The organism is Ferrimonas sp. SCSIO 43195 (assembly GCF_023716685.1).
Taxonomy (GTDB): domain Bacteria; phylum Pseudomonadota; class Gammaproteobacteria; order Enterobacterales; family Shewanellaceae; genus Ferrimonas; species Ferrimonas kyonanensis.
Map to the genome: position 1 here is coordinate 568000 of NZ_CP072679.1, position 26126 is coordinate 594125.

Annotated in this window: 25 protein-coding genes and 2 other RNA genes; 14 read left to right on the plus strand and 13 right to left on the minus strand. The window is 58.5% G+C overall.

Annotated features, from left to right (window positions below; translation table 11 throughout):
• Nucleotides 1-4: 4 nt before the first annotated feature.
• The 6 genes from J8Z22_RS02720 to J8Z22_RS02745 all read right to left on the minus strand — a co-directional run bounded on the left by J8Z22_RS02720 (nucleotide 5) and on the right by J8Z22_RS02745 (nucleotide 6888).
• Complete coding sequence (locus J8Z22_RS02720) at nucleotides 5-586, minus strand: TetR/AcrR family transcriptional regulator (RefSeq protein ID WP_252008646.1); 582 nt, start codon at nucleotides 584-586, stop codon at nucleotides 5-7.
• Nucleotides 587-595: 9 nt separating this feature from the next.
• Nucleotides 596-1987: a coniferyl aldehyde dehydrogenase gene (locus J8Z22_RS02725; RefSeq protein ID WP_371878124.1), complete on the minus strand. Its 1392-nt coding sequence runs from the start codon at nucleotides 1985-1987 to the stop codon at nucleotides 596-598.
• A 138-nt stretch (nucleotides 1988-2125) separates the two neighbouring features.
• Entirely contained in the window at nucleotides 2126-2674 is a 549-nt protein-coding gene (locus J8Z22_RS02730) for a glutathione peroxidase (protein WP_051252849.1), read from the minus strand.
• Between the two features lie 93 nt (nucleotides 2675-2767).
• On the minus strand, nucleotides 2768-3424 hold the full coding sequence (gene rpiA, locus J8Z22_RS02735) for a ribose-5-phosphate isomerase RpiA (RefSeq protein ID WP_028114266.1): 657 nt from the start codon (nucleotides 3422-3424) through the stop codon (nucleotides 2768-2770).
• 181 nt (nucleotides 3425-3605) lie between these two features.
• Entirely contained in the window at nucleotides 3606-4046 is a 441-nt protein-coding gene (locus tag J8Z22_RS02740; RefSeq protein ID WP_028114265.1) for an Hsp20 family protein, read from the minus strand.
• Between the two features lie 130 nt (nucleotides 4047-4176).
• Entirely contained in the window at nucleotides 4177-6888 is a 2712-nt protein-coding gene (locus tag J8Z22_RS02745; protein WP_169629310.1) for an ATP-binding protein, read from the minus strand.
• 99 nt (nucleotides 6889-6987) lie between these two features.
• On the opposite strand from J8Z22_RS02745, the gene J8Z22_RS02750 reads away from it, so the two are divergent.
• Nucleotides 6988-7446, plus strand: coding sequence for a hypothetical protein (locus tag J8Z22_RS02750; RefSeq protein ID WP_156897099.1), 459 nt, complete (start codon nucleotides 6988-6990; stop codon nucleotides 7444-7446).
• Nucleotides 7443-8477, plus strand: a complete 1035-nt coding sequence (locus J8Z22_RS02755) for a hypothetical protein (protein ID WP_252008648.1) — start codon at nucleotides 7443-7445, stop codon at nucleotides 8475-8477. The genes J8Z22_RS02750 and J8Z22_RS02755 overlap by 4 nt, the downstream gene beginning before the upstream one ends.
• A 1-nt stretch (nucleotide 8478) precedes the next feature.
• Here J8Z22_RS02755 and J8Z22_RS02760 read toward each other — a convergent pair whose 3' ends face one another.
• The 4 genes from J8Z22_RS02760 to J8Z22_RS02775 form a co-directional block, all read right to left on the minus strand.
• A complete protein-coding gene (locus J8Z22_RS02760; protein ID WP_252008651.1) occupies nucleotides 8479-9072 on the minus strand; it encodes a 5-formyltetrahydrofolate cyclo-ligase in 594 nt (197 codons plus the stop codon).
• Nucleotides 9073-9152: 80 nt separating this feature from the next.
• Nucleotides 9153-9335, minus strand: a non-coding RNA gene (gene ssrS, locus J8Z22_RS02765) — 6S RNA.
• Between the two features lie 138 nt (nucleotides 9336-9473).
• Nucleotides 9474-9656, minus strand: a non-coding RNA gene (gene ssrS, locus J8Z22_RS02770) — 6S RNA.
• 52 nt (nucleotides 9657-9708) lie between these two features.
• A complete protein-coding gene (locus J8Z22_RS02775; RefSeq protein ID WP_028114261.1) occupies nucleotides 9709-10047 on the minus strand; it encodes a cell division protein ZapA in 339 nt (112 codons plus the stop codon).
• Nucleotides 10048-10343: 296 nt separating this feature from the next.
• On the opposite strand from J8Z22_RS02775, the gene J8Z22_RS02780 reads away from it, so the two are divergent.
• The 10 genes from J8Z22_RS02780 (at nucleotide 10344) to J8Z22_RS02825 (ending at nucleotide 21616) form a co-directional block, all read left to right on the plus strand.
• Complete coding sequence (locus J8Z22_RS02780) at nucleotides 10344-10904, plus strand: UPF0149 family protein (protein WP_028114260.1); 561 nt, start codon at nucleotides 10344-10346, stop codon at nucleotides 10902-10904.
• 32 nt (nucleotides 10905-10936) lie between these two features.
• Entirely contained in the window at nucleotides 10937-12238 is a 1302-nt protein-coding gene (pepP, locus tag J8Z22_RS02785; RefSeq protein ID WP_252008653.1) for a Xaa-Pro aminopeptidase, read from the plus strand.
• 51 nt (nucleotides 12239-12289) lie between these two features.
• Entirely contained in the window at nucleotides 12290-13510 is a 1221-nt protein-coding gene (gene ubiH / locus J8Z22_RS02790) for a 2-octaprenyl-6-methoxyphenyl hydroxylase (protein WP_252008655.1), read from the plus strand.
• Nucleotides 13504-14700 carry an FAD-dependent oxidoreductase gene (locus J8Z22_RS02795; RefSeq protein WP_252008665.1) on the plus strand — a complete coding sequence of 399 codons (1197 nt, stop codon included), beginning with the start codon at nucleotides 13504-13506 and terminating at the stop codon, nucleotides 14698-14700. The genes ubiH and J8Z22_RS02795 overlap by 7 nt, the downstream gene beginning before the upstream one ends.
• A 95-nt stretch (nucleotides 14701-14795) precedes the next feature.
• Nucleotides 14796-15890, plus strand: a complete 1095-nt coding sequence (gcvT, locus tag J8Z22_RS02800; RefSeq protein ID WP_028114256.1) for a glycine cleavage system aminomethyltransferase GcvT — start codon at nucleotides 14796-14798, stop codon at nucleotides 15888-15890.
• 25 nt (nucleotides 15891-15915) lie between these two features.
• The gene (gene gcvH / locus J8Z22_RS02805) at nucleotides 15916-16305 is read left to right on the plus strand and encodes a glycine cleavage system protein GcvH (protein ID WP_028114255.1); all 390 of its coding nucleotides are present in this window, start codon (nucleotides 15916-15918) and stop codon (nucleotides 16303-16305) included.
• Nucleotides 16306-16395: 90 nt separating this feature from the next.
• Nucleotides 16396-19278, plus strand: a complete 2883-nt coding sequence (gene gcvP, locus J8Z22_RS02810; protein WP_252008667.1) for an aminomethyl-transferring glycine dehydrogenase — start codon at nucleotides 16396-16398, stop codon at nucleotides 19276-19278.
• 147 nt (nucleotides 19279-19425) lie between these two features.
• Complete coding sequence (locus tag J8Z22_RS02815) at nucleotides 19426-20343, plus strand: LysR family transcriptional regulator (RefSeq protein ID WP_035416194.1); 918 nt, start codon at nucleotides 19426-19428, stop codon at nucleotides 20341-20343.
• A gap of 194 nt (nucleotides 20344-20537) precedes the next feature.
• Nucleotides 20538-21317, plus strand: a complete 780-nt coding sequence (locus J8Z22_RS02820) for a nucleoside phosphorylase (RefSeq protein WP_252008669.1) — start codon at nucleotides 20538-20540, stop codon at nucleotides 21315-21317.
• 77 nt (nucleotides 21318-21394) lie between these two features.
• Entirely contained in the window at nucleotides 21395-21616 is a 222-nt protein-coding gene (locus J8Z22_RS02825) for a YgjV family protein (protein WP_028114252.1), read from the plus strand.
• A gap of 13 nt (nucleotides 21617-21629) precedes the next feature.
• On the opposite strand, the gene J8Z22_RS02830 is transcribed toward J8Z22_RS02825, so the two are convergent.
• Both J8Z22_RS02830 and J8Z22_RS02835 read right to left on the minus strand, forming a co-directional pair.
• Entirely contained in the window at nucleotides 21630-22046 is a 417-nt protein-coding gene (locus J8Z22_RS02830) for a MarR family winged helix-turn-helix transcriptional regulator (protein WP_028114251.1), read from the minus strand.
• Nucleotides 22047-22066: 20 nt separating this feature from the next.
• Nucleotides 22067-22783, minus strand: a complete 717-nt coding sequence (locus J8Z22_RS02835; protein WP_252008672.1) for a sulfite exporter TauE/SafE family protein — start codon at nucleotides 22781-22783, stop codon at nucleotides 22067-22069.
• 216 nt (nucleotides 22784-22999) lie between these two features.
• Here J8Z22_RS02835 and J8Z22_RS02840 point away from each other — a divergent pair, with 216 nt between their 5' ends.
• Both J8Z22_RS02840 and J8Z22_RS02845 read left to right on the plus strand, forming a co-directional pair.
• Nucleotides 23000-23797, plus strand: coding sequence for a hypothetical protein (locus tag J8Z22_RS02840; protein WP_028114249.1), 798 nt, complete (start codon nucleotides 23000-23002; stop codon nucleotides 23795-23797).
• Nucleotides 23798-24057: 260 nt separating this feature from the next.
• The gene (locus J8Z22_RS02845; protein ID WP_051252847.1) at nucleotides 24058-24990 is read left to right on the plus strand and encodes a VirK/YbjX family protein; all 933 of its coding nucleotides are present in this window, start codon (nucleotides 24058-24060) and stop codon (nucleotides 24988-24990) included.
• A 75-nt stretch (nucleotides 24991-25065) separates the two neighbouring features.
• On the opposite strand, the gene J8Z22_RS02850 is transcribed toward J8Z22_RS02845, so the two are convergent.
• Nucleotides 25066-25989, minus strand: coding sequence for a M14 family metallocarboxypeptidase (locus J8Z22_RS02850; RefSeq protein ID WP_252008674.1), 924 nt, complete (start codon nucleotides 25987-25989; stop codon nucleotides 25066-25068).
• Nucleotides 25990-26126: the final 137 nt, after the last annotated feature.

Sequence of the window (26126 nt, forward strand, 5' to 3'; positions counted from 1 at the left end):
TGGCTTAGATCTGGTGTCCTGGCTTGGCCAGGGCATTCCAGAATATCGCCATGGCCGCCTGCTGGTGAGCGGAATCCTCTCTGAGCTGAGGGTGATCGATGAAGTAGGCGGCACTGGTCATAAACAGGGTATGGCACACCTCCATCATCAGGTCGTCGGGATAGTCGGCGGTCACGCCCTCCCTCCTGCCCATCTGCAGCAACTCCAACACAAAGCCCAGGGTCTCGAACTTGGCGGTTTTGCGGGCCTCGGCTGTCAAAAACGGCGACTGGTAATAGGCCAGCAAAAAGCGAATCTTATCCGGGTGCGTCAGTGCCCAGTTCATGGCGCCCTGCCAGATGGCCGAGGCCATCTCCAGGGTTCGAGCCTCGGCGTTCAGTGGCGGCAGAGTATCGGCCATCTGCTGCTTGATCTGCAGGTACAGGGCCGAGATCAGCTCCTGTTTGTTGGCAAAGTGGTGAAACAGGGTGCCGGTGGCGACTCCGGCGGCCTTGGCAATCTTGGCCGTGGCCGCGCCCTCCAACCCCTGTTGCACAAACAACACCAATGCGGCATCCAGAATTTGTTGACGTTTCGACGCGCTCACCCCGTCTCCTTAACGTAGGAAAAGTTTAAAAATCAGAGTTTGAATCCACTTGCCATAGGGCGGGTGCATCAGAATGCCGGAGCTGAACTTACCCTGGGTCAATACCGTTTTGGCCTTGGAGAAGGTCTTGAAGCCCTCGATGCCGTGGTAATGACCCATGCCAGACGGGCCGATGCCGCCAAAGGGGGCGTCGTCTGCCGCGACGTGGAACAGGGCGTCGTTGATGCACATGCCGCCGGCGTGGGTTTCACTGATGACCTTTTGCTGCAGCACTTTATCATAACTGAGCAGGTACAGCGCCAATGGGCGAGGGCGGTGACGAATGTAATCCAGGGCGTCGTCGATGCTGTCGTAGGGGATCACCGGCAGCAACGGGCCGAAGATCTCCTCCTGCAACACCGTCATCTCTTCGGTGGTGTTCAGCAGCAGGTGGGTGGTGAGGCGCTGGCGGCTGTCATCGCGGTGCTGACCTTCGGCGCAGGGAATGGCGGTGGCGCCTTTGGCGGTGGCGTCCTCCAGCAGTCCCAACAGGCGTTGATACTGACGGTCGTTGATGACCGAGCCGTAGTCGCGGCTGTGGACCCCTTTGGGGTACATCAAGGAGAAGTTTTTCTGATAGCTGCTGACAAAGTCGTCCAGTTTGTCGCGGGGTACCAGCACGTAGTCCGGCGCGACACAGATCTGGCCGGCATTGAGGCATTTGCCGTAGCTCATGCGTTCGACGGCGTTGTCGATGTCGACGTCCGGGCCGACAATGACCGGCGACTTGCCTCCCAGCTCCAGGGTGACCGGGGTCAGGTTATCGGCGGCGGCGTGCATGACGTGGCGGCCGATGTTGGTGGAGCCGGTAAACAGCAGGTGATCGAACGGCAGTGAGGTGAACTGCGCCGCCAGCTTGGCATCGCCTTCGATGCAGGCCACTTCGTCGTGGTCAAAGGCGCTGGCCAGCATCTGCACCAGCACGGCGTTGGTGTGGGGAGTGAATTCGGACAGCTTTACCATCGCCCGGTTGCCGGCGGCAATGGCGGTGATCAGCGGCCCCAGTGACAGCATTACCGGAAAGTTCCATGGCACCACGATACCCACTACGCCCAAGGGCTGATAATGCACCTCGACCTTGGCCGGCGACAGCAGTAAGCCGGCGTGACGGCGCTCGGGGCGGGCCCATTTTTTTAGCCGCTTGCAGCTGTACTTGATGTTCATGATGCAGGGCAGAATGTCGGAGATCAGGGTGTCCTGGGTACTGCGGCCGTCGTAATCCTGATTCAGGGCTTCACAGAGGCGATCCTTATGGGCGAGTAGGGCGGCCTTGAGCCGTTGCAGGCTGTGGATTCGAGCCTCTACCGAGGGCATGGGCATCTGCTGAAACGCCGCGCGCTGTTGGGCAAACCGATCCAGCATCCGTTGATGATCATCCGATACTTGATTGAGTTGTTGCTCGGTCATGGTGATTCCTCGATATATTGCTGGCCGACTGATTGGTCGGTCTAATCATCGTCCAAAAAAAGAGCGCCGTCAAGGCGCTCGGTTTGTTTGAGGTTAGATGCTGTTTTGCGGGTGCATCAATTGCTCTATCTCGGAGACGATTTTCACATCGTTCGGCTTGGTGGTCGGCGCCCAGTAATCCACCACCTGTCCCGCGGGATTCACCAGGTATTTGTAGAAGTTCCACTTTGGCGAACCGCCCTGGCGAGCCAGCTCCTTGAAGATGGGATCGGCGCTGCTGCCACGAACGGAGATGGGCGACAACATGGTAAAGCTGACGCCGTAGTTGCGGTAGCAGACCTCGGCGGTCTTGGCTTCGTCATCCTCTTCCTGAAAGAAGTCATCGGAGGGAAAGCCTATGACCACCAGGCCCTGATCGGCGTATTGTTTGTGCAGCGATTCCAGCTGTTTAAACTGGGGAGTGTAGCCGCAGTTGCTGGCGGTATTGACGATAAGTACCGGCTTGCCGGCGGTCAGGTCACACAGGTTGACCATCTCCTTGTCGTGCAGGCGGCGTTTATTGACGTTGAGCCAGTCCGGACAGCTGGCGGCGGTAACACTGAAGCTGGCAAGCAAAGCCAGGGTACAAACTAGGGTGCGCATCGCAATCTTCCTTGTAGACCTGAAAACGGGATTCCATAACCGTTTACGGTGAGGGGGTGGCAGCCGATCACCCAGAAGGTGACCGGCTCGAGCTTACTTGATGGTCTTGACCCCTTCCGGAGTGCCCAGCAGCAGCACGTCGGCGCCGCGGTCGGCAAACAGACCGTTGGTCACCACGCCGACGATGGCATTCAGCTGGGTTTCCAGCTTGGCCGGCTCCATGATCTTCATGTTGTACACATCGAGAATGATGTTGCCGTTGTCGGTGATGACGCCTTCGCGGTACACAGGGTCACCGCCCAGCTTAACGATCTCGCGGGCGACGTAGCTGCGGGCCATGGGAATCACTTCCACCGGCAGAGGGAAGTCGCCAAGAATGTCCACTTGTTTGCTGCCATCGGCGATGCAGACGAAGGTTTTGGCCACGGCGGCCACGATCTTCTCCCGGGTCAGGGCGGCGCCGCCGCCCTTGATCATTGCCATGTGCGGATTGATCTCATCGGCGCCATCCACATAGACCGACAGTTCATCGACGCTGTTGAGGTCAAACACCGGAATGCCGAGGGCTTTCATCTTGGCGGTGGAGGCTTCGGAGCTGGACACCGCACCTTCGATGCTGGATTTTTTGGTGGCCAGGGCATCGATGAAGTGGTTGACGGTTGAGCCGGTGCCTACGCCGACAATGCTGCCATCTTCTACGTATTCAAGTGCGGCCCAGCCAGCGGCCTTTTTCATTTCGTCTTGTGTCATGGGGCAATCTCCAGGAAGTTTGCCCGAATTATAGTTCCCTTAGGGCACAGAGATAAATAGATGTCTGACAGACAAAGGGGAATTGAGGTGGAAACTTGTGGTTGTGGCTGCAAATGGCGGGGGTTGGGGTGAGCCTTCTTATCGGGGCCGCAGGGAGGAGCGGCCCCGATGGGGTCAGGTTTTAGGCGTCAACCAGACGACCTTGCTGCTTGATGGCGATCTTTTTCGGTTTCATCGCTTCCGGAATCTCCTGCACCAGATCCACGTGCAGCAGGCCGTGTTCCATATTGGCGTTGCTGACCTGTACGTGGTCGGCCAGCTTGAAGCGGCGCTTAAAGTTGCGCTCGGCAATGCCTTGGTGCAGGAAGTGGCGGCTCTGTTCGGTTTTGGCCTTGGTACCATCGATGCGTAGGGTATCTCCCTCGACTTCAATGGCCAGTTCATGATCGGCAAATCCGGCCACGGCCATGGTGATTCGGTAGTGGTTTTCCTCTACCAATTCAATGTTATATGGGGGGTAGCCATTCTGGTTTTCACTGCGCTGGGCTTCGTCCATTAACTTGGCGAAACGCTCGAAACCGATGGCGGATTTGTACAGGGGGGCAAGATCAAAACTACGCATAATGTGTGTCCTCAATTGAGCAACAAATAGAAAGTATCGGTACCTTGGACTGGCCTCCATTGAGCACCAGCCCGGTACACTTACTAGATGGGGTTGGGGAAACGGCTTTCAAGCCCTGGCACACATTTTTTTAGTTGGCGGCCTCGGCATTGGCTGGATTGAGACGGCTTATTGCGCTAAGAAGCTGTTGTTTTTCAAATGGTTTTGGTACGTAGTAGTCCATTCCAGCGTCGTAGCAGGCACGAACGTCGTCATCGAGGACGCTGGCGGTTAGGGCGATGATGGGCACGCGGCGGCGCTTGTGCCCCTCCTCGATCTGACGAATCTGCCGGGTGGCCTCGAACCCGTCCATTATCGGCATCATGCAATCCATCAGAATGATGTCAAATTCCCGCTCTAGCACCAAGTCGGTGGCGATCTGGCCATTTTCGGCGACGGTGACCTGGTAACCGGCTTTTTTCAGGATGATTTCTGCCACCCGTTGGTTGGTCTTATTGTCTTCCACCAGCAGCAGTTGATTGTGGGCATCGTGGCTGTGCCTGGCGTACCCTGGGGCGTCGCTGGCCCGCCGTTTCGGAGTGCGTGTGTGGGGGATGGGCTGCTTGACCTGACTCAGCAGCTTCAGCAGGTTTTTGGCCAGCCGCTCGCCGCGGACCGGGGTCATCAGCATCTGGGTCGGGGCGTTGATCTGTCCCAGAGTGAGTCCGGATGACAGATCGTTGAGTACCAATACCGGCAGTGGCTGGTGGCTCAGGGTCAGCAGTTGGTTGAGATCATTCAAGCCGTCGCTCAGGCTGGAGTAACGTACCATCATCAGATCAAACTGGTGATGGTCGTGGTCCCTCAGCAGGGTTTCAGCATCCTGCAGGCGACTGGCGTAGTTGACGCTCATGTGCCAGGCGTTGAGTTCGCGGGTGTAGCGTTTGGCCGAGTTCAGGTTGGTGTCGAGCAGCAGCACTTTGGTGCCCTTTAAGTTGCTGCCATACCCATCCGGACTGGCATTGATTTCGGCGCAAATTCGAACGCTGAAACAGCTGCCCTCCCCCTTGGTGCTGGAGACCACGATGTCGCCGCCCATCAGTTCGGTGAGCTGGCGGCAGATGCTCAGCCCCAGGCCGGTGCCGCCAAACTGGCGGGTGGTCGAGCCGTCCTCCTGCTTAAAGGGGTGAAAGATGTCCTCCAGTTTGTCGGCGTCGACGCCGATGCCGGTGTCGCTGACCGACATGGTCAGCATCACCATGTTGTCGGCTTGCCGCTGGCCCTGACAAGACAGCAGTACCTCGCCGTCGTTGGTGAACTTGACGGCATTGGAGAGCAGGTTCAGTAGCACCTGTCGCAGTCGGTGGCCGTCGATCATCACGTGAGACGGCAAATCCGGTGGGAAATCCACATCGAACTGAATCTGTTTCTCCATTGCCTTGGGGGCGATGACGCTGGCGACTTCATAGAACAGCTCGCTGAGCTTGGTCTTGATGGGGGAGATCACCAGGCTGCCGGCTTCGATCTTGGACAGATCCAACACGTCGTTGATGATCGACTGCAGCGCCCGCGAGGAGTTTTGAATGGTGTTGAGGTACTCGATCTGCTCGCCGTCCATGCTGGTGGAACTGAGGATGTCGGTCATGCCGATGATGCCGTTCAGCGGGGTTCGAATTTCGTGCGACATGTTGGCCAGGAAGATGCTTTTGGCGTGGTTGGCCTGCTCGGCCTCTTCCTTGGCCTGAATCAGGCTGGCTTCGAAGCTGCCTCGCTCCTGAATCAGCCGGTTGAGGGTGGCGCCGAGGCGGGTCAGTTCGTCGTTGCCCGGCAGTTGAATGCGGGTGCCATAGTCGCGGCTCTCCTCGACGGTTTTCATGGTGGTGCCGATCACCTCGATGCCGCGGTTAAGGTGCCGGGACAGGCGCATCGCCATTAAAATCAGCAACACCATCATCGACACCAAAATGGTGAGATTGATGATGAAATTCTGTTGTCTGTGCGCGTAGGCCGAGGCCGCCGTGGCGGCGATGTCCTGGCGTACCGAGTTCAGCACTCGGCTGAGCAGTTCCATGCGGTTGTCGGTGGCGCTGTGGTCGCTGCTGTCGCTAAAGTCCCCGCTCAGCAATCGCTGCTTGAGGGCGTTGCCCGAGGTGAACGCCGCTTCGGTGAAGGTATCCAACAGCAGGTTGATCTGGGCCTCGGTGGCGTAGACGGTCAGGTATTTGTCCAGAACCGACTGTTGCAACAAGGACAGCTCAACCAGCCGGGCCTGCATCAGCGGGTGCAGGTGTTGCTGTTGCAGGGCATCATTGACGATCACCTGCTCCTGGCGGGCATACTCCTGCATAAACAGCAGTTGGTTATAGGCTTGAATGCCTTCGCGGACGATGCGGCTTTCTACGTCGACCGGCAGGGATTCCACCAGCCGCAGGCTGCCCATCTGCCAGTCGTTGACCAGCGTCAGCCATTCCCAGATGGTATCCCGCCCCTGAGCCGGGTCCGGCAGGCTGCCGATCAACATCTCCAGCTCTTCGAGGTGCAGGGACAAATCGCCACTGCTGGTTTCAAACAGGGTGCTGAAGGCGGGGTCGCCGAGTCGGGTTCTGGCCAGTTGGGCGTCGGACAACAGGGTGGCCATGTGGGTGACCGAAGGAGCCAGAATCAGCTGCTGACGCAATTGATCCATGGTGCACATGCCCAGTTGAAAATCGGAGATCAGCTGATAGCGCTCGTCAATCTGCTTTAAGTCCTGCAGCTCTTGGTATTGCCACAGTAGGTAACGGCCAAAGATGATGGAGCAGAACAGCACCGGTATGGCCACCAACAGGCGGATTTTCGCACGCAAAGACAGACTGACGGCCATGAGCATCCCTTCTCAAGCAGCAAAAGTCGAAGAACTTTCTATACTGTTAGCTAAAGCCTAGCAACTAATCTCAATTTTGCTGCTCAAGGATGGGCGTTGATGAAAACACCTTGGACAATTGGTGGCCGGAGGCTGCTGCTGGTATTGGCACTGATGTGGCCAGGCGTTGGCCTGTGTGGCGATTATGTGCTGATCACCCTCAATGATGCCATGCCCGCCATCAGCGAAAGCAAGGCCAAAATGTTGTACTTGGGCAAGCTGAGATCCATCGAGGCCTTTGGTAAGGTGGAATTGGTGGACTGGCCCGAGGGCAGCCTGGAAAAACAGACCTTCTACAAATCCTTTCTGAATAAATCCATCCCCCAGATCAACAGCCGCCGGGCGCGGATGGCGTTTTCTGGCAAGGGGCAGCCACCAGACGCCATCAGGGAGGCGTCCTCCGAAGCCATCTTACAGTGGCTGTCTGACCACCCAAGAGGCATCGCCTATGTGGATCGGCAACAGGTGCCCCAGGGGGCGCGGATTATTCTCGATATCGAACAGGGAGTGGGTCGATGAGAGCAGCAAACGTTGTGTTGATGATGGCCTTGGGACTGGTTGCCGGACCGGCCTGGGCGGGCATCGCCTTATGGGATGATTACCTGGTGCTGTCGGGATTTGCCTCGGTGTCGGCGGCCAAGAGCGACAACGCCACGCCGCTGTACATTCACCGTCGCTTCGATGATGACTGGTGCTTCGATTGTGACACCACGGTGGGGTTGCAGCTGGATTCTCAGCTCAGTGACTCGTGGCGGGCGTCGGCACAGGTGGTGAAACGGCCGCAGGATACGTTTTCCGATCCTCAGTTTGAGTGGGGCTATCTGGGCTGGCAGTTGACCGACAATCTTGAGGCTCGAGGTGGCCGGTTGCGACTGCCGCTGTTTGTGGCCTCGGAGTACTACTACGTGGGCAACGCTTACCCCTGGGCTCGGCCCCCCATCGACGTGTACGGCACCATGCTGGGGATCACCGCCTTTAATGGCATCGACCTGTTGTACAACTACAGCCTCGGCGATGAACTGCAGCTGCAGCTGCATCCTTTTTATGGCGGTCATAACCATGAGAATGTGGATTTCGGGCCGTCGACACTGGAGATCGAAACCGAGGTGCAGGCCGGCATCAACCTCAAGCTGCACGGCGCTCGGTTCCTGCTCAATTTCACCTACTTTTATGCCGATTTTGAGGTGGGCGGTGATCCCGACACGCTGGATGTGTTCTCTCTCGGTGGTCGCTATGAGTTTGATCAGTGGGAGCTGTGGGCCGAGTTTGAGCGCGACAAACTGCAGCATGCCGCTTACGTGGCCGCTGCCTGGCACCTGGAGTTGTGGCAGCCTTATGTGATGGTATCCCAGGCCTGGAAGCGACTGGAGTCTACCAGTTACATTGCCGGTGTCCGCTATAACTGGATGCCGAATCTGTCGGTCAACCTGGAGTATCAGCTGGCGGATGCCCGTAATGGCAGTGTTGGCCAGTTTACTCTGCCTCCCCAGGTGATGGGGGAGTCGAGCGAGGCCAACCTGGTGACCCTGATGCTGAGTTACAACTTCTGAACTAACGCCCTGGCTGACACTGCAGCCACTGCGCAGGCGTGGCGATGGCGTCGATGTCGATGTCCCAGGGTTGCGGCGGCAGCGAAGCAACCTGCTGGCATTGGTGAGCCACGCCGATCAGGTGGCGGGGCCGGTTTGGCCCGGCCAGAAAGCGATCGTAGAAACCGCCGCCCATTCCTAACCGGTGTCCCTGTGCATCGAATCCCACCAGCGGCATCAGCATCACCTCCAGCTGATGTTTCAACACCAGTTCGCTTTGGTTCCAGTAGGGCTCGGCGATGCCAAAATGATTGGGTTTGAGTCGAGTGTCGGGGGCGTAGCGCTGAAACAGCATTCGCTCCCGGCAAAACGGGTGCATCACCGGCAGTGCCAGGGTTTTCCCCTGTTGCCATAACTTTTGGGTCAGAAGCTGCAGATCGGGTTCGCCGTCCTGGGGCAGGTACAGGGCGATAACCCGGGCGTGTTGAATCTGTGGCTGCTGACTCAGTCGCTGGCACAGTTGCTCCGCGGCGAGCCGCTGCTGGGATTGAGTCAGGGCCCTGCGGGCCTGGCGCAGCTGTTTCCTGAGCGTCTGTCGGGGATCAGTACAAGTCATGATTCAGGGATCGATGGAATCGAGGGTGAGGTTACCCTACCGCAAAACCGGAGCAGGAAGAAGGCGAGTACCGAGAGATGGTGCTCCCCGTTGATGCCGCTGTAAGGTGTAAGCCCGTGAACCGTAGGTTCAGGGCGGAATCGCTGTCATCACCGTAGGCTTCTCGGTACGTGCCGAGCCTGCACAATAGTAACGAGCAGTGACCCCTTGGATCTTAAGCATCGGCCAGGGACATAACCTACTGGCGAACATCACAGGGAGCTCAGTATCTGTAGAGCATTCTAGCTGGCGGTACCTGAATCCAGCCTTAGCCGCCGAGTGGACGGGGATGGCGGACGCCGATTGTGGCAGAGGCACCATTGCACTTAGCCTGTGCAATTACTTGAAGCCGCATGGGCGTGAGTTTCCCCGTAGATGCCGCTGTCAGGCGTAAGCCCATGAACCGTAGGTTCAGGGCGGAATCGCTGTCATCACCGTAGGCTTCTCGGTTCTGGCCGAGCCTGCACAATAGCAACGAGCAGTGACCCCTTGGTTTGTAAGCATCGGCCAGGGACATAACCTACTGGCGAACACCACAGGGAGCTCAATAAGTGTAGAGCCAAAACCCTTACGGCGCCTTAACCCTACGTCTTCAGTCTATTGTGGCTCGGAGTCGGACTCAACCGATTTCGGTCGCTCCTTTGCGCGATCGCACAAAGCCTGTGCAATTGTTTTCTCAAGTGCTTGAATTCGCTTCGATGTTAGTTGTTGCTGTTCATCGGCACGGGTCTGGTAGGCGAGCAATTCATGGGTCAGGTTCAGGGCCGCCATTACCGCCAGCTGATCGATGGTCAGCAGGGCGTTGCGTTGTTTCAGCTCCATGAAACGACGATTCAGCAGTTGGCTGACGTGTTGAAGGGTGGCCTCTTCTCCCGGTGGGCAGGCGATGGTGTATACCCGTTCAAGTAACGTAATTTCAATGGTGTTGGAGCTCATTCTGGTTCCCGGTAACCTGGCTGGTTGCCGACTGTATATCGGCGTGACGAATTGTTCAATGCCGAAGGCGTGTCATGGGCTCAATGGCATTGATATTGCTAGATTAGCACAGATAGTGGCGGCTGCGTGGATTGTGGAATCCGGTTTCTGCCCAGTGGCATTGTCATGGCGTCGGGCGGCGGCGGGGACTGACGTGGATTCGGCGACGATCTCGGCCTGGCGGTAAGGGCGAAGATATGGAGCGTTGCAGTTGCCCGTGATAGCATGAGCTCACTTCTAATGCGGGAATTAAACTCATGAAATGTAACTCACCTTTGTTGATGAATAAGCTGGAAGCGGCGCTGAACAAGTCAGACCTGACTATGTTGCCCAGTGAGTTCCACGGCCTGATGACGGGCCTGGTCTGTGGCGGCATTCGCCTGGACAAGCGAGGGTGGCAGAAGAGTTTCCTGGAGCTGGCCAATGATGGCCAGCCATTCAGCGGCGAACTTGAGCAGGTGATGAAAGACGTTTATCGCTGCATCGATAACGGCTTGTCCGAAGATCCGGAAGTGCCGTTCCAGCCACTGCTGCCCGATGAAGACGAAGCCCTGTCGGAGCGGCTGGAAGCATTGATTGAGTGGATTCAGAGCTTCTTCCTTGGGTTGGCCCGGCTGCAGCCGTCCTTCAATACCGTTAAGGGGGAGCTGGGCGAGATGCTGGGTGACTTGCGTGAGATCACTCAGGTCGAGTTTGACGTCGAAGACAACCAGGAGAATGCCGAGGGCTTTTCGGTGTTGGTGGATCACGTCGTCGATACCTGCTGGAAATGCCTGCTGGAGTTCGGCACCCTGCCCGGTGATAAAACCCTGCATTGATAACGACAACTATGGAATAGGAATTCAGGCCCATGGAAATCAAGGATTTCGTTGCTCATAGGCAACAGTTGCTTCAGGCCCTACCTCAAGGCAGCGTGGCGTTGCTGTTTGCGGCCCAGGAGCGCACTCGCTCTAACGACACCGAGTATCACTTTCGCCAGAACAGCGACTTTTTCTACCTGACTGGCTTCAATGAGCCGGATGCGGTGTTGATGTTGCGTCCGGGCCAGAGTCCGGAGTCGGTGCTGTTTGTTCGTCCCACCGACAAGATGGCGGAGATCTGGCACGGTCGGCGTCTCGGCGTCGATGCCGCTCCCGGAGAACTGGCGGTGGATCAAGCCTATGACATCGGTCAGTTGGCGGAGTTGCTGCCGGATCTGGTTAATGGCAGTGACACATTGGGCTACTTGCCGGGACAGTGTGCCCGCGGTGACGCCGTGGTGGCCGAGTTGCTGACGACGCTGCGCGGCGGTAGCCGGCGCGGTCTCAAATCGCCGTCGCAGATGCTGGATCTGCGTCCGCAATTGCACGAGATGCGTCTGCATAAGTCGAAGGCGGAAGTAGCGGTGATGGCCCAGGCCGGTGAGATCAGTGCCAAGGCGCATATTCGGGCGATGCAGTCCTGCCGTCCCGGCATGTTCGAATATCAACTGGAGGCGGAAATCGCCCATCACTGCGCCATGCTGGGGGCCCGTTTTATGGCCTACAACACCATTGTTGGCAGTGGCGACAACGCCTGCATTTTGCATTACACCGAAAATGAAGCCCCCATGGGCGACGGTGAGCTGGTGTTGATCGATGCCGGCTGCGAGTATCAGGGCTATGCGGCCGACATTACCCGAACCTTCCCCGCCAATGGCCGTTTCAGCGACGACCAGAAAGCGCTGTACAGCCTGGTGCTGGAAGCGGAGAAAGCCGCTATCGAGATGATCAAGCCCGGGGTCTCCATCAAGGAGGCTAACCACAGGGTGTTGCAGATCATGGTGGGTGGCCTGGTGGCGCTGGGGATCATGGAGGGCGACGTCGATACCCTGATTGCCGACGAAGCCTACAAAGCGTATTACATGCATGGCCTGGGCCATTGGATTGGCATCGATGTTCATGATGTGGGTGACTACCACAGTCCGGATCGCAGCCGTCCGCTGGAGCCGGGTATGGTACTGACCATTGAGCCGGGTCTGTACATTGGCCCCGATGCCGAAGTCGATCCCCGCTGGCGAGGCATCGGCATTCGAGTGGAAGACGATGTACTGGTGACCGAGGACGGTCATCGAGTGTTGACCGCTTCGGTGGCCAAAGAGATTGACGAGATTGAGGCCATCATGGCCATGTAAAGGCTGCGGCGGTCGTTGGCCGCCGTGGACGCACTCTACGGACAGTATGTGATGCAACAGGTTGATATTGCAATTGTGGGTGGCGGCATGGCCGGCACGACGCTGGCGTTGGCTCTGGCGCAGCAGGAGTTCAGCCCTGCCGGCGAGGCGCCGCGTCGCTGGCGGGTGGCACTGATTGAAGCCAGGCCAGTCAGTGACACTGACCACCCGGGTTTCGACAGCCGCGCCATTGCCCTGGCCCACGGGTCGGTGCAGCACTACCAGCAACTGGGGCTGTGGCCCTTGCTGGCCGGTGGCGCGGCGGCCATCGACCGCATTCATGTCAGCGATCGTGGTCACTGGGGCCAGGTACGGATGAGCGCCGCCGAACAGGGGGTGGATGCCCTCGGTCAGGTGGTGGAGCTGGAGCGGGTGGGGCCGGTGCTGCACCGGGCGTTGGCCGACACCGAGGTGCAGCTGTATTGTCCGGATCAGCTGGCGTCGATGAGCCAGCATCGGGACTACTGCGAACTGAGTCTGACCTCGGGCCAGACTCTGAAGGCGGGGCTGGTGGTGGCCGCCGACGGTGGCACGTCACGGGTTCGCCAGCATCTGAACTTGCCACTGCAGCGCAGCGACTATGAGCAGGTGGCGGTGATCGCCAACGTGCGCATGGCCAACGTTGGTTCGACCGCGTTTGAGCGCTTTACCGATGAAGGCCCGCTGGCGCTGCTGCCCATGAGCGACGGCCGTTACTCGCTGGTGTGGGTGCGCAGTCAGCCGCAGGCTGAGCGCATTTTGCAGCTGAGTGATGCGGCCTTTGCCGCCGAGTTGCAGCGTGCCTTTGGTTTCCGGCTGGGAGCGGTGGAGCAGGTGGGCAAACGCGCCAGCTACCCACTGGCCCTGCAGCGGGTCAGCAAGCCGGTGCATCACCGGGTCGTGCTTATCGGCAACGCCGCGCAAACTCTTCACCCCATCGCCGGCCAGGGCTTCAACCTGGGCCTGCGCGATGTCATGACCCTGTCTCAACGACTGCAGCTGAGCCTGCAGCAGCAAGCAGATCCCGGCGCCTTCTCGGTACTGGATGACTACTGGTGCGCCCGTCAGGCCGACGTGGAACGTACCGTCAGCCTCACCAATGGCCTGGTGAAGCTGTTCTCTAACAACAACCCTGTGCTGCAGGTGGGTCGCAATCTGGGGCTGATGGCCATGGATTGGATGCCTACCCTGGCGCAGGGACTGGTGTCCCAGACCATGGGGCAAGGTTCGTCAGTAAGGAAAGCACAATGGTAATGGCTCAGTCGGTACAGGTCGCAATTGTCGGGGGAGGCATGGTGGGCATGGCCACGGCGCTGGGGTTGGCTCGAGCCGGTATTTCGGTGGCGGTGATCGACCGCGCCAAGCCGGAGGCGGCCAGCGGCCCCTATGACGTTCGGGTTAGCGCCATCAACCGTGCCAGCGAGTTGTATCTGCGCCGGCTCGGCGCCTGGCAGCGAATGCCGGCGCAGCGGTTGTCGGCCTACACCGGCATGAAGGTGTGGGACAAAGACAGCATCGGCAACATCGAGTTTGATGCCGCCGATTACCAGCAGCCGGATCTGGGCCACATCATCGAAAACCGGGTGATTGCCCATGCCCTGTGGCAGCAGGCGGAGCACGACGCCAACATCAGTTGCTTCTTCGGTGCGCCGCAGTCGGTGGCCTTTGGTGAGCACGAGGCCTGGATCACTCTGGCGGATGGCGGCATGCTCAGTGCCCGGCTGTTGGTGGCCGCCGACGGCGCCAACTCCTGGTTGCGACAGCAACTCAATGTCCCCCTGAGCTTCCGCGACTACGGTCACCATGGTCTGGTGGCCACGGTACAGTGCAGCCGCCCTCATGAAGGCATCGCCCGCCAGGTGTTCCTGCCACAGGGACCGCTGGCGTTGTTGCCGTTGCCGAATCCCAACCAGTGTTCCATCGTCTGGTCTCTGCCGCCGGAGCAGGCACAGGAGTTGACCGAATGCGATGCCGAGGCATTTTGTCAGCGCATCACCCTGGCCAGTGAGGCGGCACTGGGTAAGGTGGAGGTGGTCAGTGATCGTCTCGCCATTCCGCTGACCATGCGTTATGCCCGCGACTTTGTGTTGCCACGGCTGGCGCTGGTGGGCGACGCCGCCCACACCATTCACCCGCTGGCGGGGCAGGGCGTCAACCTGGGGCTGGCCGACAGTGAGCATTTGGTGAGCGTGATCAACGACGCCGCCGCCAAAGGACGCGATATTGGAGACCTGAAGTTGCTGCAGCGCTACGCTCGGCCCCGCAAGGCGGCGGCTCAGGAGATGATCGCCGCCATGTCCGGATTCAAGTGGCTGTTCGCAGGACAAGATCCTGTTAAAAAGGGCGTTCGCGATATTGGATTGGCGCTGGTTAACCGAATTCCTGGATTAAAGCGGAAGTTTATTGAGCAAGCCCTAGGGGTTGCCACCACCAACTTACGGTGAAATTGTATACAAACCAGAAGGGTTGGGTATAATGCGCCCAACCCCTAAAATAGACCCTGATCACAAAAGGGCAAAAAGCCAGACAAGGAACACAGATGGCGAATCAAACCGTACTCTACGCTAAGCACCTGGAGTCCAATGCCAAGATGGTGGATTTCCACGGTTGGGAGATGCCGATCAACTACGGCTCCCAGGTTGAAGAACATCATCAGGTACGCACCGACGCCGGCATGTTTGATGTGTCCCACATGACCGTGGTCGACATCACCGGTGACCAGGCTAAACCCTTCCTGCGTAAACTGCTGGCCAACGATGTGGCCAAACTGACGGTGGCGGGCAAGGCCCTTTATGGCGGCATGCTCAACGACCAGGGTGGGGTCATCGACGATCTCATTACCTATTATCTGAGCGACACCCATTACCGAATGGTGGTGAACTCCGCCACCCGGGAAAAAGATCTGGAGTGGATCGGTCGTCAGGCGGCCGACTTCGAGGTGACGGTGTCTGAGCTGCCGGACTTGGCGATGATCGCCGTGCAGGGTCCGAAGGCCATCGAACGCACCGCTTTGGTATTGTCTGCCGAACAACAGGCGATGGTGGCGGGGATGAAGCCCTTCTTTGGCGTACAGGCCGGCGATCTTTTCCTGGCGACCACCGGTTACACCGGCGAGGCGGGTTACGAGATCATGGTTCCTTCAGCGCAGGCGGCGGATCTGTGGGAACAACTGCTGCAGGCTGGCGTCAAACCCGCAGGCCTGGGTGCCAGAGACACACTGCGACTGGAAGCGGGCATGAACCTGTATGGTCAGGACATGGACGAAAGCGTAAATCCACTGGCGGCCAATATGGGTTGGACGGTGGCCTGGGAACCCCAGGAACGTGATTTTATTGGCCGTGATGCGCTGGCGGGCATCAAGGCTCAGGGAACCGATAAGCTGGTTGGCCTGGTGATGACCGACAAGGGGGTGCTTCGCAGCGGCCTTAAGGTGTTCTTTACCGATGCCGACGGCGTTGAGCAGCAGGGGATCATTACCTCTGGCAGTTTCTCTCCGACTCTGGGGTACTCCATCGCCATGGCGCGGGTGCCTCGCAGTGTCGGTGAACAGGTCGAAGTGGAGATGCGTAAAAAGCGGGTAACGGTTCGCGTGATCAAGCCCAGCTTCGTACGTAATGGAAAACAAGCGTTTTAAGACACATTGATGGGGAAACACAACAATGAGCAATATTCCATCTGAACTCAAGTACACCAACTCCCACGAGTGGGTGCGTGCTGAGGGCGACAACGAGTACACCATCGGCATTACCGAGCACGCTCAGGAGCTGCTGGGTGACATGGTGTTTGTGGACCTGCCGGATGTGGGTGACGACGTGAATGCCGGTGAAGACTGTGCCGTGGCAGAGTCGGTAAAAGCGGCGTCCGACGTCTACTCGCCATTGACCGGTGAAGTGGTGGCCATTAACGAAGAGCTGGAAGACGCCCCCGAGCAGGTCAACAGCGATCCGTTTGGCGACGGTTGGTTGTTCCGGGTGAAAATCACCGACGAGTCTGAGCTGGCCGGTCTGCTGGACGCAGAAGCCTACCAGACCGTGATCGACGACGAATAAACAACAATAAAAAAAGCCCCCGCAGAGGGGCTTTTGTCTTCTTATCTGTGCCGCGACCCTACCACGCTGGCAGAACAAGGATTTTGGATAATGAGCGAGCAGCAGTCTCTGTCCCATCTGTTTAACGGGGACGAATTTCTCCCCCGTCATATCGGCCCCACCGACACCCAGCGCCATGAGATGCTGGCGGCCATCGGTGCTGACAACCTGGAGCACCTGACCGCCCAGATTGTCCCGGAAGGGATTCGCCTGCCTGGCCTGATGGGCATTGGTGAGCCACAGCGCGAAGTGGACGCGCTGGCGACCCTCAAAGGTTTTGCCGAACAGAACCAGGTGTATACCTCCTACATCGGCATGGGTTACTACAACACCCACGTGCCGTACGTGATTCAACGCAACGTGTTGGAAAACCCGGGCTGGTACACCGCCTACACCCCCTATCAACCGGAAATTGCTCAGGGTCGCCTGGAAGCGATCCTGAATTTCCAGCAGCTGACCATGGACCTGACCGGCCTGGATCTGGCGTCCGCCTCGCTGCTGGATGAGGGCACCGCCGCCGCCGAAGCCATGGCGCTGGCCAAACGGGTGTCGAAGAATAAGAAGTGCAACCTGTTCTACATTGCCGACAACGTGTTCCCGCAAACCATCGATGTGGTGGTGACCCGGGCTAAGCACCTGGGCATCGAGGTGCTGGTAGGCCCGGCGGCGAACGCGGCAGAGCACGACATCTTCGGGGTGCTGCTGCAGTACCCGGATCGCCATGGCCAGGTCACCGACTTCAGCCAACTGGCGGCGGACGTGAAAGCCAACAAAGGCATCGTCTGTGTGGCCTCGGATCTGCTGGCGCTGGTGAAACTGACCGCCCCGGCCAAGCTGGGGGCCGATGTGGTGCTGGGCAGTGCCCAGCGCTTCGGGGTGCCGATGGGCTATGGCGGCCCGCACGCCGCTTTTTTTGCCACCCGTGACGCTTACAAGCGTTCCATGCCGGGTCGCATCATCGGTGTCTCCAAAGACAGCCGCGGCAAGCCGGCCTTGCGGATGGCGATGCAGACTCGAGAACAGCACATTCGTCGTGAGAAGGCCAACTCCAACATCTGTACCGCTCAGGTGCTGCTGGCCAACATGGCTTCCTTCTACGCCGTTTATCATGGCCCCGACGGCTTGAAGCGCATTGCCGAGCGGACCCACCGTTTGACCACGGTGCTGGCCCATGGCCTCAAACAGGCCGACGTGTCGCTGATTAACGACAACTGGTTCGATACTCTGAGCTTTGAGGTTGACGATGCCGAGGCCTTGTTGGCCCGCGCCGATGCCGCTCGTATCAACCTGCGCCACGACGGTGAAGGCCGTTTCGGTGTCAGCCTGGATGAGACCACCACTACGGCGGCACTGCAGGTGTTGTACGCGGTGATCACCGGCAACGACACCAAGCTGGACGCTGACGCCATCGACGCCGAGACGGCCACGCCGTTGTCGCCACAGCTGGTGCGGGTGGATGAAATTCTGTCCCATGAGGTGTTTAACGCCTACCACAGCGAAACCGAGATGCTGCGATACATTCGTCGCCTCGAGGGCAAGGATCTGGCCCTGAACCACAGCATGATCTCGCTGGGTTCCTGCACCATGAAACTGAACGCCACCGCCGAGATGCTGCCCATCAGCTGGCCGGAGTTTGCCAACCTGCATCCCTTCTGCCCGCAAACACAGGCCAAGGGTTACCGCGCCCTGGTGGATACCCTGGCGGACTGGCTGGTGAAGGTGACCGGTTACGACGCCATGTGCATGCAACCTAACTCCGGCGCCTCCGGTGAATACGCCGGCCTGCTGGCGATCAAGGAGTATCAGGAGTCTCTGGGTCAGAGCCATCGTGACATCTGCCTGATCCCCAGCTCTGCCCACGGAACCAACCCGGCATCGGCGATGCTGGCCAGCCTGAAAGTGGTGGTGGTGGCGTGCGACAGCAAGGGCAACGTCGATATGGACGATCTCAAGGCCAAGGCCGAAGAGCATGCCGAGCGGCTGTCCTGCATCATGATCACCTACCCTTCTACCCACGGGGTGTACGAGGAGACGGTGCGCGAGATCTGCGACATCATTCACCACCACGGTGGCCAGGTGTATCTGGACGGCGCCAACATGAACGCCCAGGTGGGCATTACCGCTCCCGGCTTCATCGGCGCCGACGTGTCGCACCTGAACCTGCACAAGACCTTTGCCATTCCCCACGGTGGCGGTGGCCCAGGCATGGGCCCCATCGGTGTGAAAGCGCACCTGGCCCCCTTTGTGGCCGGTCATAGCATTGTCAAAACCGGGCTGGTGTCTCAGGATAACGGTGCGGTCAGTTCTGCCCAGTACGGCTCGGCCAGCATTCTGGCCATCAGCTGGATGTACATCGCCATGCTGGGGGATCGCGGCCTGGCAGAATCCACCCAGGTGGCGATGTTGTCCGGTAACTACCTGGCCAACAAACTGGGCGAGCACTATCCGGTGCTGTATACCGGTCGCAACGATCGGGTGGCCCATGAGTGCATCATCGACCTGAGGCCGCTGAAAGAGGCCAGTGGTGTAACCGAGATGGACGTGGCCAAGCGATTGATGGACTACGGCTTCCACGCGCCGACCATGAGTTTCCCGGTGGCGGGGACTCTGATGGTAGAGCCGACCGAGTCGGAGTCCAAGGTGGAGCTGGATCGTTTTGTCGAAGCGATGGTCAGCATTCGCAATGAGATCGACAAGGTGCAGTCCGGAGCGTGGCCGGCGGATAACAACCCGCTGCGCAACGCACCCCATACTCAGGCCGACATCATGGACCCGGGGTTCGATGACCGACCTTACAGTCGTGAGCTGGCGGCTTTCCCGACCCAGGCCACCCGCGACAATAAGTTCTGGCCGACGGTGAATCGCATCGACGACGTGTTCGGTGATCGCAACCTGTTCTGTGCCTGTGTGCCCATCGACGCTTATCAAGACTAGAGGCGTCGATTCACAGACGGCGTATAAAGCGAGCCTGCGGGCTCGCTTTTTTTGTGCCTGCCGACACAACTGCGGTGATGGCCATGGAGAGATGGGGCGGGATTTCGCTACTATGAAACCGATTCCGATCGGGGAGCTGGGATAACCATGAACAAGCACGGCAAATACGATGCCTATCAGATGATCATCTTCGATGCGCTGGCGTCGACGGGCAGCTTTACGCTGGCAGCAGAGCGGCTGGAAGTGTCGATCTCTCACGTCAGCAAGCAGGTCAAGGATCTCGAGCAGCGCCTGGGAGTGAAGCTGGTTAAGGTCACGCCCCGGCAGTTGACGTTGACCCGTGAAGGGGCGTTGTTTGCCGAGTCTTGTCAGCGAATGATCGCGGTGATGGATCAGGCCACCGAACAGGTGCTTGACTCAAAAGAGGCGATTGCCGGCGGGGTGCGCATTGCCATGTCCCACTCGTTGGGGGCCCGTTATATGGTGCCTATTGCCCAGGCGCTGCAGGCGCGCTATCCGGGACTGGCGCTGGAGGTGACTCTGGGGGATTGCCGCGTCGATATGCTGGAGGACGACGTGGATCTGTGGTTTACCACCAGCAAGCAGATCAGTCCTGGCTACATCGCCCAGCGCTTGTACGATGTGGACTTTGTGTTGCTGGCGTCCACGGCCTATCTGCAGCGTCATGGTGCGCCCAGCCATCCAGACCAGCTGAGTCAGCACAACTGCATCATTTATCGCAGCAAGACCCGGGACTATCACAACTGGTCGTTTTGCCGCGACGGCCAACACCTGGATGTGGCGGTGTCGGGGAACTTTGTCATCGACAGTGCCGAAACGGTGCTGGATGCGGTGAGTTCGGGCCTGGGCATCGGCTACATCGCCGATTACCTGTTGCCCAAACATGCCGGGGCCGAGCCACTGGTGCCACTGCTCAAGGAGTGGCGCACCGACCTGACCATGCCGGTGTACGCGGTCTACCCGTCCCGCAAGGCACTGCCGAAGCGCTTCAAGGTGGTGATCGAGGCGGTCAGGGAATCTCTGAATCACCCGCCAGGCCGTTGAGGCAAGTCGAGTGCACGCGGGAGCCTGAGGGCTCCTTTTTTGTTGTTTCTCAGCAGGAAAAACAGCTTTTCCATCTGGCTCTGTGTGGCCCTGGTGACCGACGCTAAGATGAAGCCGTTGATTCGCCGGCGAGGAGGGTTCCTCCTCGACCAAGGAGACCGCACAGAGGTCGTCAGATGACCAAGAGGGCTGTTATGACTGTTGTAAACAAAGATGAAAAAACCCAGGGCATTCGTCAGTACCACATCGGTATGGTTGATGGTGATGTGGCCGAGTATGTGCTGCTGCCGGGTGACCCCTTCCGTACCGATATCATTGCCAAATACCTGGACGATGCCGAGTTGGTGGCTCACAAGCGCGAGCACAAAACCTACACCGGCTTCTATAAGGGGGTTCGCATCTCTGTGACCTCCACCGGCATGGGCTGCCCCTCTACCGCCATCGCGGCGGAGGAGCTGGCCAACATCGGGGCCAAGGTCTTTATCCGTCTGGGCAGTTGTGCGGCCCTTCAGGATGAGATCGACATCGGCGATCTGGTGGTGACTACCGGCGCGATGAAAAATGAAGGCACCTCCAAATTCTACGTACCGGATAACTTCCCGGCCATCGCCGATCTGGAGGTGACCTCGGAGCTGATCTCGGTGGCCAAGGAGTACTGCACCGATAAAAGCGCCAAGGTGCACTGGGGCATCACCTCTACCGACGACTCTTTCTATGGTGAAAGTCCGGAGTGGATTCAGAAATTGATCGATCTGGGGCTGAAAAACATCGAGATGGAATCCTCGGCGCTGTTTACCGTCTGTCATCGACGCGGCCTTAGAGGCGCAACCATCTGTGCGGCGGCGGCCAATCATAAGCGCGGAGAAAACCTGTGGGGTAAGCGCAACCTGCCGCTGGAGGAGGGGATCGAGCTGGAGACCCAGATCGCATTGGAAACCCTGTATCGCCTGCATCAGGGTGGCTTGACGCTGTAATGACTTAGGAGTGCGTTGTCCGGGGCTTGTGCGGCCTTGAGGCAACCCGCTCTCTCCCGCAATTAAGGAGACCCAGTATGAGTGTTGAGTTGATGGGCTACCTGGGATCGGCGCTGATCACCGTGTCACTGCTTTCGGCCAACGTGTACTTCCTGCGGACCTTTAACTCGCTGGGGTGTTTGATCATGGCCGGATACGGGCTGGCCATCGAGGCCTATCCGGTGACCTTGATGAACGGCGCCTGTGTGCTGATCAATCTGGCGCAGATGCTCAAGGCTCGCCGCCATCACCGGCGCTGATGGCGACTTAGGGTTAGAACTCCCGGTTCATTTGTATCAGACAATTGAGCAGCGCCTGCTGCTGTGTCGTATCCAGCCCGGAGGTAATTTGCTGGGTCAGGTCATGATGAAGCGCGTCGTGATTTTGGTATATCTGCTGACCTTTTTCGGTGAGCTCCACCAGAATAGAGCGACGATCCGTGTCGTGGGGTCGTCGCCTAACCAGGTCCGCTTTTACCATGTTATCGACCTGTACCGTCATGGTGCCGGTGGTGACTGACATCTTCATGGCCAGCTCTTTCATCCGCATCGCTCCGTGAATCCCCAGCAGTTCTACGGCGTGGACATGGGCCAAAGTGACGCCAATCTCCTTGACCACGCTGTGTTCCCATGAGGAGAGCTTTTCGTAAAATTCGATAATGGCATGATTGAGTTGGTCAAGATGGGGCATTGAATCTCTCTGCTGTTTAATTAAAACAGGTAGCTGGAGTAGAGAGTGTACACACCGAACCCGATAGTCAACACCCCCACGCTGCGCATAATGGCGGGTTCAATCCAAGGCTTTTGTAATTTTCGCATGGCGCTGGTGGCTCGAAAGATGGCAAAAATCACCGCGGCCATGCTGATGCCAGTACCCACGGCGTAGATGAAAAATACCGCCACGGAGTTGGCGGTGTTGGCAGCGGTCAGGGAGTAGGAGTACATCATGGCAACCGTGGGGCAGGGGACGATCATGTTGACGAAGCCGATGGATGCCAGTCCAAATGCGGTGGCCTTTTTCAAACTCTTGGGTTTGCCATGGCTGTGGCAATGCCCGTGGTCATGGCTGTGCCCATGACAATGTCCATGGTCATGGTCGTGGTCATGAGAATGCAGCAAATGGGGGCGCCAGAGTAGGATGGCCCCTAGGGCAATGATGATGATAGCGGTGACAATATCAGTGATATGAAGCACTTGTTCCGGCAGCCCGGAGGACAATAAACCCAGAGCCAAACCAATGGCCAGGCAGCCCAGAGTCGTGCCCACAATGAAGGCAGCGGTCAGGTTGGAGACGTGTTTGCCATCCTTGCTGCCGGCGACGAAGGGAGCCAGTACTAACCAGGAGTGACCGCAGGGGTTAACTCCATGCACCAGGCCAAGCACCAGACTGGATTGCAGCGCGACGTAAAACAGGGTGTCGAATTCCATTAGAAAACCTACTTTGTTTGAATTTCAAAGTAATGTAATGTCAAATTGTTTGAGCATCAAGATAAATGTGCTCGCCGCAGCCAAGGGCTGGCGAAGTCAAACACCTGGGTGTCGGCGCTGGAGGGGACCGGGGGGGAATATCGAACCGGGGTCGATAAGCGAGCCGCTTCTGGGCTAGAATGGCCGCCCCATCCTCAAGCCTCAATAAGAGTGTGAATGACTGAACTGGATCCGCGTTACCGCATCATGCGCGCCGCCGATGACGCGCACTTTCACACTTGCTTCTATTGCGGCTGCATCGCCACCGACTCGGATTTCGCGCCGCCCCGCGACCATTGGTATGCCTTTGCGGATCATCAGCAGGCCGCCGATAACCTGCAGGTGCCGGCCTGCAAGGAGTGCCTGACTCTGCTGAAAGGCTGCACCATGGGATTGCTGCTGCAGCGCCGGGATGTGGTGCAGGCCAAGTTGGCCAACAAATATAAGCAGGCCATTAATGTCTATCTGCGCTGGAATCAGGATGAGGTGGCCCAGCTGGATCGTTCACTCAGTCACAGCATTGCCGCCGGCCTGACTCTGGGTGAAGAGGCCCATCGTCGCAGCCAATACCCTGGCTATGCCTACGAGTTGGAAGGCAGCCGTATCGAAGTGACTCAGCTTCAGCCACAACCGGTGCGGGTGTTTGGAGAGCGTTTTGATAGCCTCAAGGCCGCGCTGGTGTACGCCAGCCGTACTTACGGCATCAAGCAGGGGCAACTGGCCGAAGCGCTGGCTAAGCACAACCACAACCTGGATGCGGCGATTCTGGCGTTTCAGCAGCAGCAGAAACAGCAATTGTCGGAGCGGGAGCTCAACCGTCATTGTGCCGCTTTTGCCAAACAGCATGGTCAGTCCCGTCGTTATGTGGTCAATGCGGTGCACCGCTACCTGGATCGGGACGAGACTCTGACGGTGGCCGAGGCACTGGATAAGCTGTATCAGGAGCGAATTCAGCATTTTCTGAAATCACCCTGAGTCAGCGTTAGCCATTGTGGCTGCGTTAAGCCGCCCTTTTTGTCGCCGGCATGCGGATGAGCGTCTATGTGGCTATCCGCCCGTTGCGGATTTCAGCCGAATTTCCCACCGTTCAAGTCGCTTGATGTAAGCGTTTGTCAGGGCGTTTGTCAGCCTGTGTCAGCGCCCTGCAGAGGTGGCCCAGGATCACATTTTTGCTGCCCCCATTTCTCCTAACCTTGCGCCTTTGTTTTTCGTGTCGCGCAAGCTAAGGGGTAAAAGTGTCCATCAGAGAACGAGTGGAGAATCAAAAAGCGTTGTTGTCGCTCTCGCGGTCACTGAACCGAAAACACCGGGGGCTGAAACGCCGGTTTCGGGTCGCTTCGACCCTGGTCTGGAGTAACCTGCATGCGCGGGACATCGCCCGGGTTACCCGGGTTCTGGATGCCGAGTGTCTGAAACCGGTGTTGCAGATTAACCCCAGAGTCGTGCGCAAGCCGTTTCGCCCCTATGTGTGCATCGGCTGGGGCAAAGAGCGTCGTATCGACGAGATCAATGGTCACCACCAGTGTCTGCTGCAGCGCTTTGGTTCTCGCGTAGAAGCGATCTATACCGGTCATGGCATCAAGCTACTGGAGGTTCAAGATAACGAGGAGCAGCCCTATGAGGTCTATCTGGATCAGGGGCTGAACAAGGAGGGTGGCCTGGGACTGAGCCTGAAAAACAGCTTGGGGCAACGGGTGTTCACCATCAGTTTCAGCCTGTCCGAACGCGATGGCGGTGTCATGTACATCGGGGCCGTTCAGGGGCCCACCAACCGGGTTGAGAATCGTGAGCAGGTGATTCGGGCATTGACCAAGGGAATGCACGGTCTAAGACCCAAATCGCTGGTGGTCGAGCTGGCGTTGATGCTGGCGCGGCAACTGGGGCTGGCGAAGGTGTACGCGGTGACCAACAAGGGGCATATCTACCAGTCTCCTCGCTACATTGGCCGCAAGCGCAATGCGGTGCGATTTGATTACGACGCTCAGTGGCTGGAACACAGCGGCGAGCCGGTGAATGAGCACTTCTTTCAACTGCCGCTGATGCCGGTACGAAAGGACACCGCCACTTTGAAACGCAGCAAGCGGCGGTTGTACACCAAACGCTATGAGTGGCTGGATGGCCTGGAGCAGCAGTTTGCCCAGCAACTGCATGAGGTGACACTGCATTGACAAATCGGCCCAGGCGCCGACTCTGGTGAGATTCAAAAAAGGCCGCCGTGTGCGGCCTTTTGGGTATGTGGGTGCTTACTCTTCTGTGGCGTTGAGGTAGTCCAGCGCGGCACAGACCGCCGCCACTTGTGCCTGATTGCACTGCTCGGCAGTGGCTGAGGGGCTGTCCGGGTACACCTCGGTGGTAGTGACAAACGGGGCATCACTGAGTCCGGCGCACAGGCCCAGCTTCTTGGTGGGGTAGTTGATCACCCCCGGTTGTTGCAGGGGGGAACCGATGATGTTGCCCTGATCATCGGCGGGGGCGATGTGGGTTACCTGGCGTACCGCGGCGATCATGGCCGCCTGAAACTCGGGCTCGGGCTTGTCGCTGTCCCCCACCAGGTAGAAGCCATCGGGAATGATCCCTGGCACGTATTCGACCCCATCCCGTGCCGCCAGGGCCGGACGAAACTCCAACTCATCGGTGTCGGTGGTTTCATGGAGATCGATGTGGGCCAGCAATTCGACCTGTAACGACTCAATCAACCGCATCAACGCCGCCGACTCCTGGGCCGGACTGTTTGGGTAGAAGGAACGGTTGGGATCGACCGCATTCGGGTTCCAGCGATTGATGGTTTCATAGCCCCAAGGGCTGATGCACGGAGCAATGATCAGGTTGAAGCGGTCTTGGTAGTCCTGTACCCGCTCGCGAGCAAACGTCAGGGCGCCATGGACACCGCTGGATTCATAGCCATGAACGCCGCCGCTGATAAGGACCGTGGGCTTGTCCTGATGCCAACCTGGGCTTTTCAGGGCCAGCAGCGGGTAGCGTTCTGGATCGTACGACAGGGCTCCGTATTGCAGCAGTTCGAACCGATCGGCCAGGGCCCGAATGGCATTGACCACCTCACTCTGATAACTGCGCTGAATCCGGGTGCTGGCCCGCCAGGCTGCCTTTTCGGCGTCGTTCCACGGGGTGTGGAGCCGCCCAATGGGGTAGGGGCGAGAGTCGATCATGGTTCCCTCTTATGAGTCGGTTGCTTGGCCGACCAGTATAGGCGGGATTGTGCTGGCAGAATACCGCCGCTAGTAAAGGGACTGATCTGGCTGCCTCTGTCGGCGGATTCAGTGGGTCATTGGGGTAAAGGGAGCCC

Bases quoted from the DNA above. Each gene is read 5' to 3' on its own strand.
- J8Z22_RS02745 (WP_169629310.1), bottom strand. From the start codon at position 6,888: ATGGCCGTCAGTCTGTCTTTGCGTGCGAAAATCCGCCTGTTGGTGGCC.
- J8Z22_RS02755 (WP_252008648.1), top strand. From the start codon at position 7,443: ATGAGAGCAGCAAACGTTGTGTTGATGATGGCCTTGGGACTGGTTGCC.
- J8Z22_RS02775 (WP_028114261.1), bottom strand. From the start codon at position 10,047: ATGAGCTCCAACACCATTGAAATTACGTTACTTGAACGGGTATACACC.
- J8Z22_RS02825 (WP_028114252.1), top strand. From the start codon at position 21,395: ATGAGTGTTGAGTTGATGGGCTACCTGGGATCGGCGCTGATCACCGTG.
- pepP (WP_252008653.1), top strand. From the start codon at position 10,937: ATGGAAATCAAGGATTTCGTTGCTCATAGGCAACAGTTGCTTCAGGCC.
- J8Z22_RS02740 (WP_028114265.1), bottom strand. From the start codon at position 4,046: ATGCGTAGTTTTGATCTTGCCCCCCTGTACAAATCCGCCATCGGTTTC.
- J8Z22_RS02850 (WP_252008674.1), bottom strand. From the start codon at position 25,989: ATGATCGACTCTCGCCCCTACCCCATTGGGCGGCTCCACACCCCGTGG.
- J8Z22_RS02725 (WP_371878124.1), bottom strand. From the start codon at position 1,987: ATGCTGGATCGGTTTGCCCAACAGCGCGCGGCGTTTCAGCAGATGCCC.
- J8Z22_RS02835 (WP_252008672.1), bottom strand. From the start codon at position 22,783: ATGGAATTCGACACCCTGTTTTACGTCGCGCTGCAATCCAGTCTGGTG.
- J8Z22_RS02815 (WP_035416194.1), top strand. From the start codon at position 19,426: ATGAACAAGCACGGCAAATACGATGCCTATCAGATGATCATCTTCGAT.
- gcvP (WP_252008667.1), top strand. From the start codon at position 16,396: ATGAGCGAGCAGCAGTCTCTGTCCCATCTGTTTAACGGGGACGAATTT.
- J8Z22_RS02840 (WP_028114249.1), top strand. From the start codon at position 23,000: ATGACTGAACTGGATCCGCGTTACCGCATCATGCGCGCCGCCGATGAC.
- J8Z22_RS02750 (WP_156897099.1), top strand. From the start codon at position 6,988: ATGAAAACACCTTGGACAATTGGTGGCCGGAGGCTGCTGCTGGTATTG.
- J8Z22_RS02760 (WP_252008651.1), bottom strand. From the start codon at position 9,072: ATGACTTGTACTGATCCCCGACAGACGCTCAGGAAACAGCTGCGCCAG.
- rpiA (WP_028114266.1), bottom strand. From the start codon at position 3,424: ATGACACAAGACGAAATGAAAAAGGCCGCTGGCTGGGCCGCACTTGAA.
- ubiH (WP_252008655.1), top strand. From the start codon at position 12,290: ATGCAACAGGTTGATATTGCAATTGTGGGTGGCGGCATGGCCGGCACG.
- J8Z22_RS02820 (WP_252008669.1), top strand. From the start codon at position 20,538: ATGACTGTTGTAAACAAAGATGAAAAAACCCAGGGCATTCGTCAGTAC.
- J8Z22_RS02780 (WP_028114260.1), top strand. From the start codon at position 10,344: ATGAAATGTAACTCACCTTTGTTGATGAATAAGCTGGAAGCGGCGCTG.
- gcvH (WP_028114255.1), top strand. From the start codon at position 15,916: ATGAGCAATATTCCATCTGAACTCAAGTACACCAACTCCCACGAGTGG.
- J8Z22_RS02830 (WP_028114251.1), bottom strand. From the start codon at position 22,046: ATGCCCCATCTTGACCAACTCAATCATGCCATTATCGAATTTTACGAA.
- J8Z22_RS02795 (WP_252008665.1), top strand. From the start codon at position 13,504: ATGGTAATGGCTCAGTCGGTACAGGTCGCAATTGTCGGGGGAGGCATG.
- J8Z22_RS02730 (WP_051252849.1), bottom strand. From the start codon at position 2,674: ATGCGCACCCTAGTTTGTACCCTGGCTTTGCTTGCCAGCTTCAGTGTT.
- gcvT (WP_028114256.1), top strand. From the start codon at position 14,796: ATGGCGAATCAAACCGTACTCTACGCTAAGCACCTGGAGTCCAATGCC.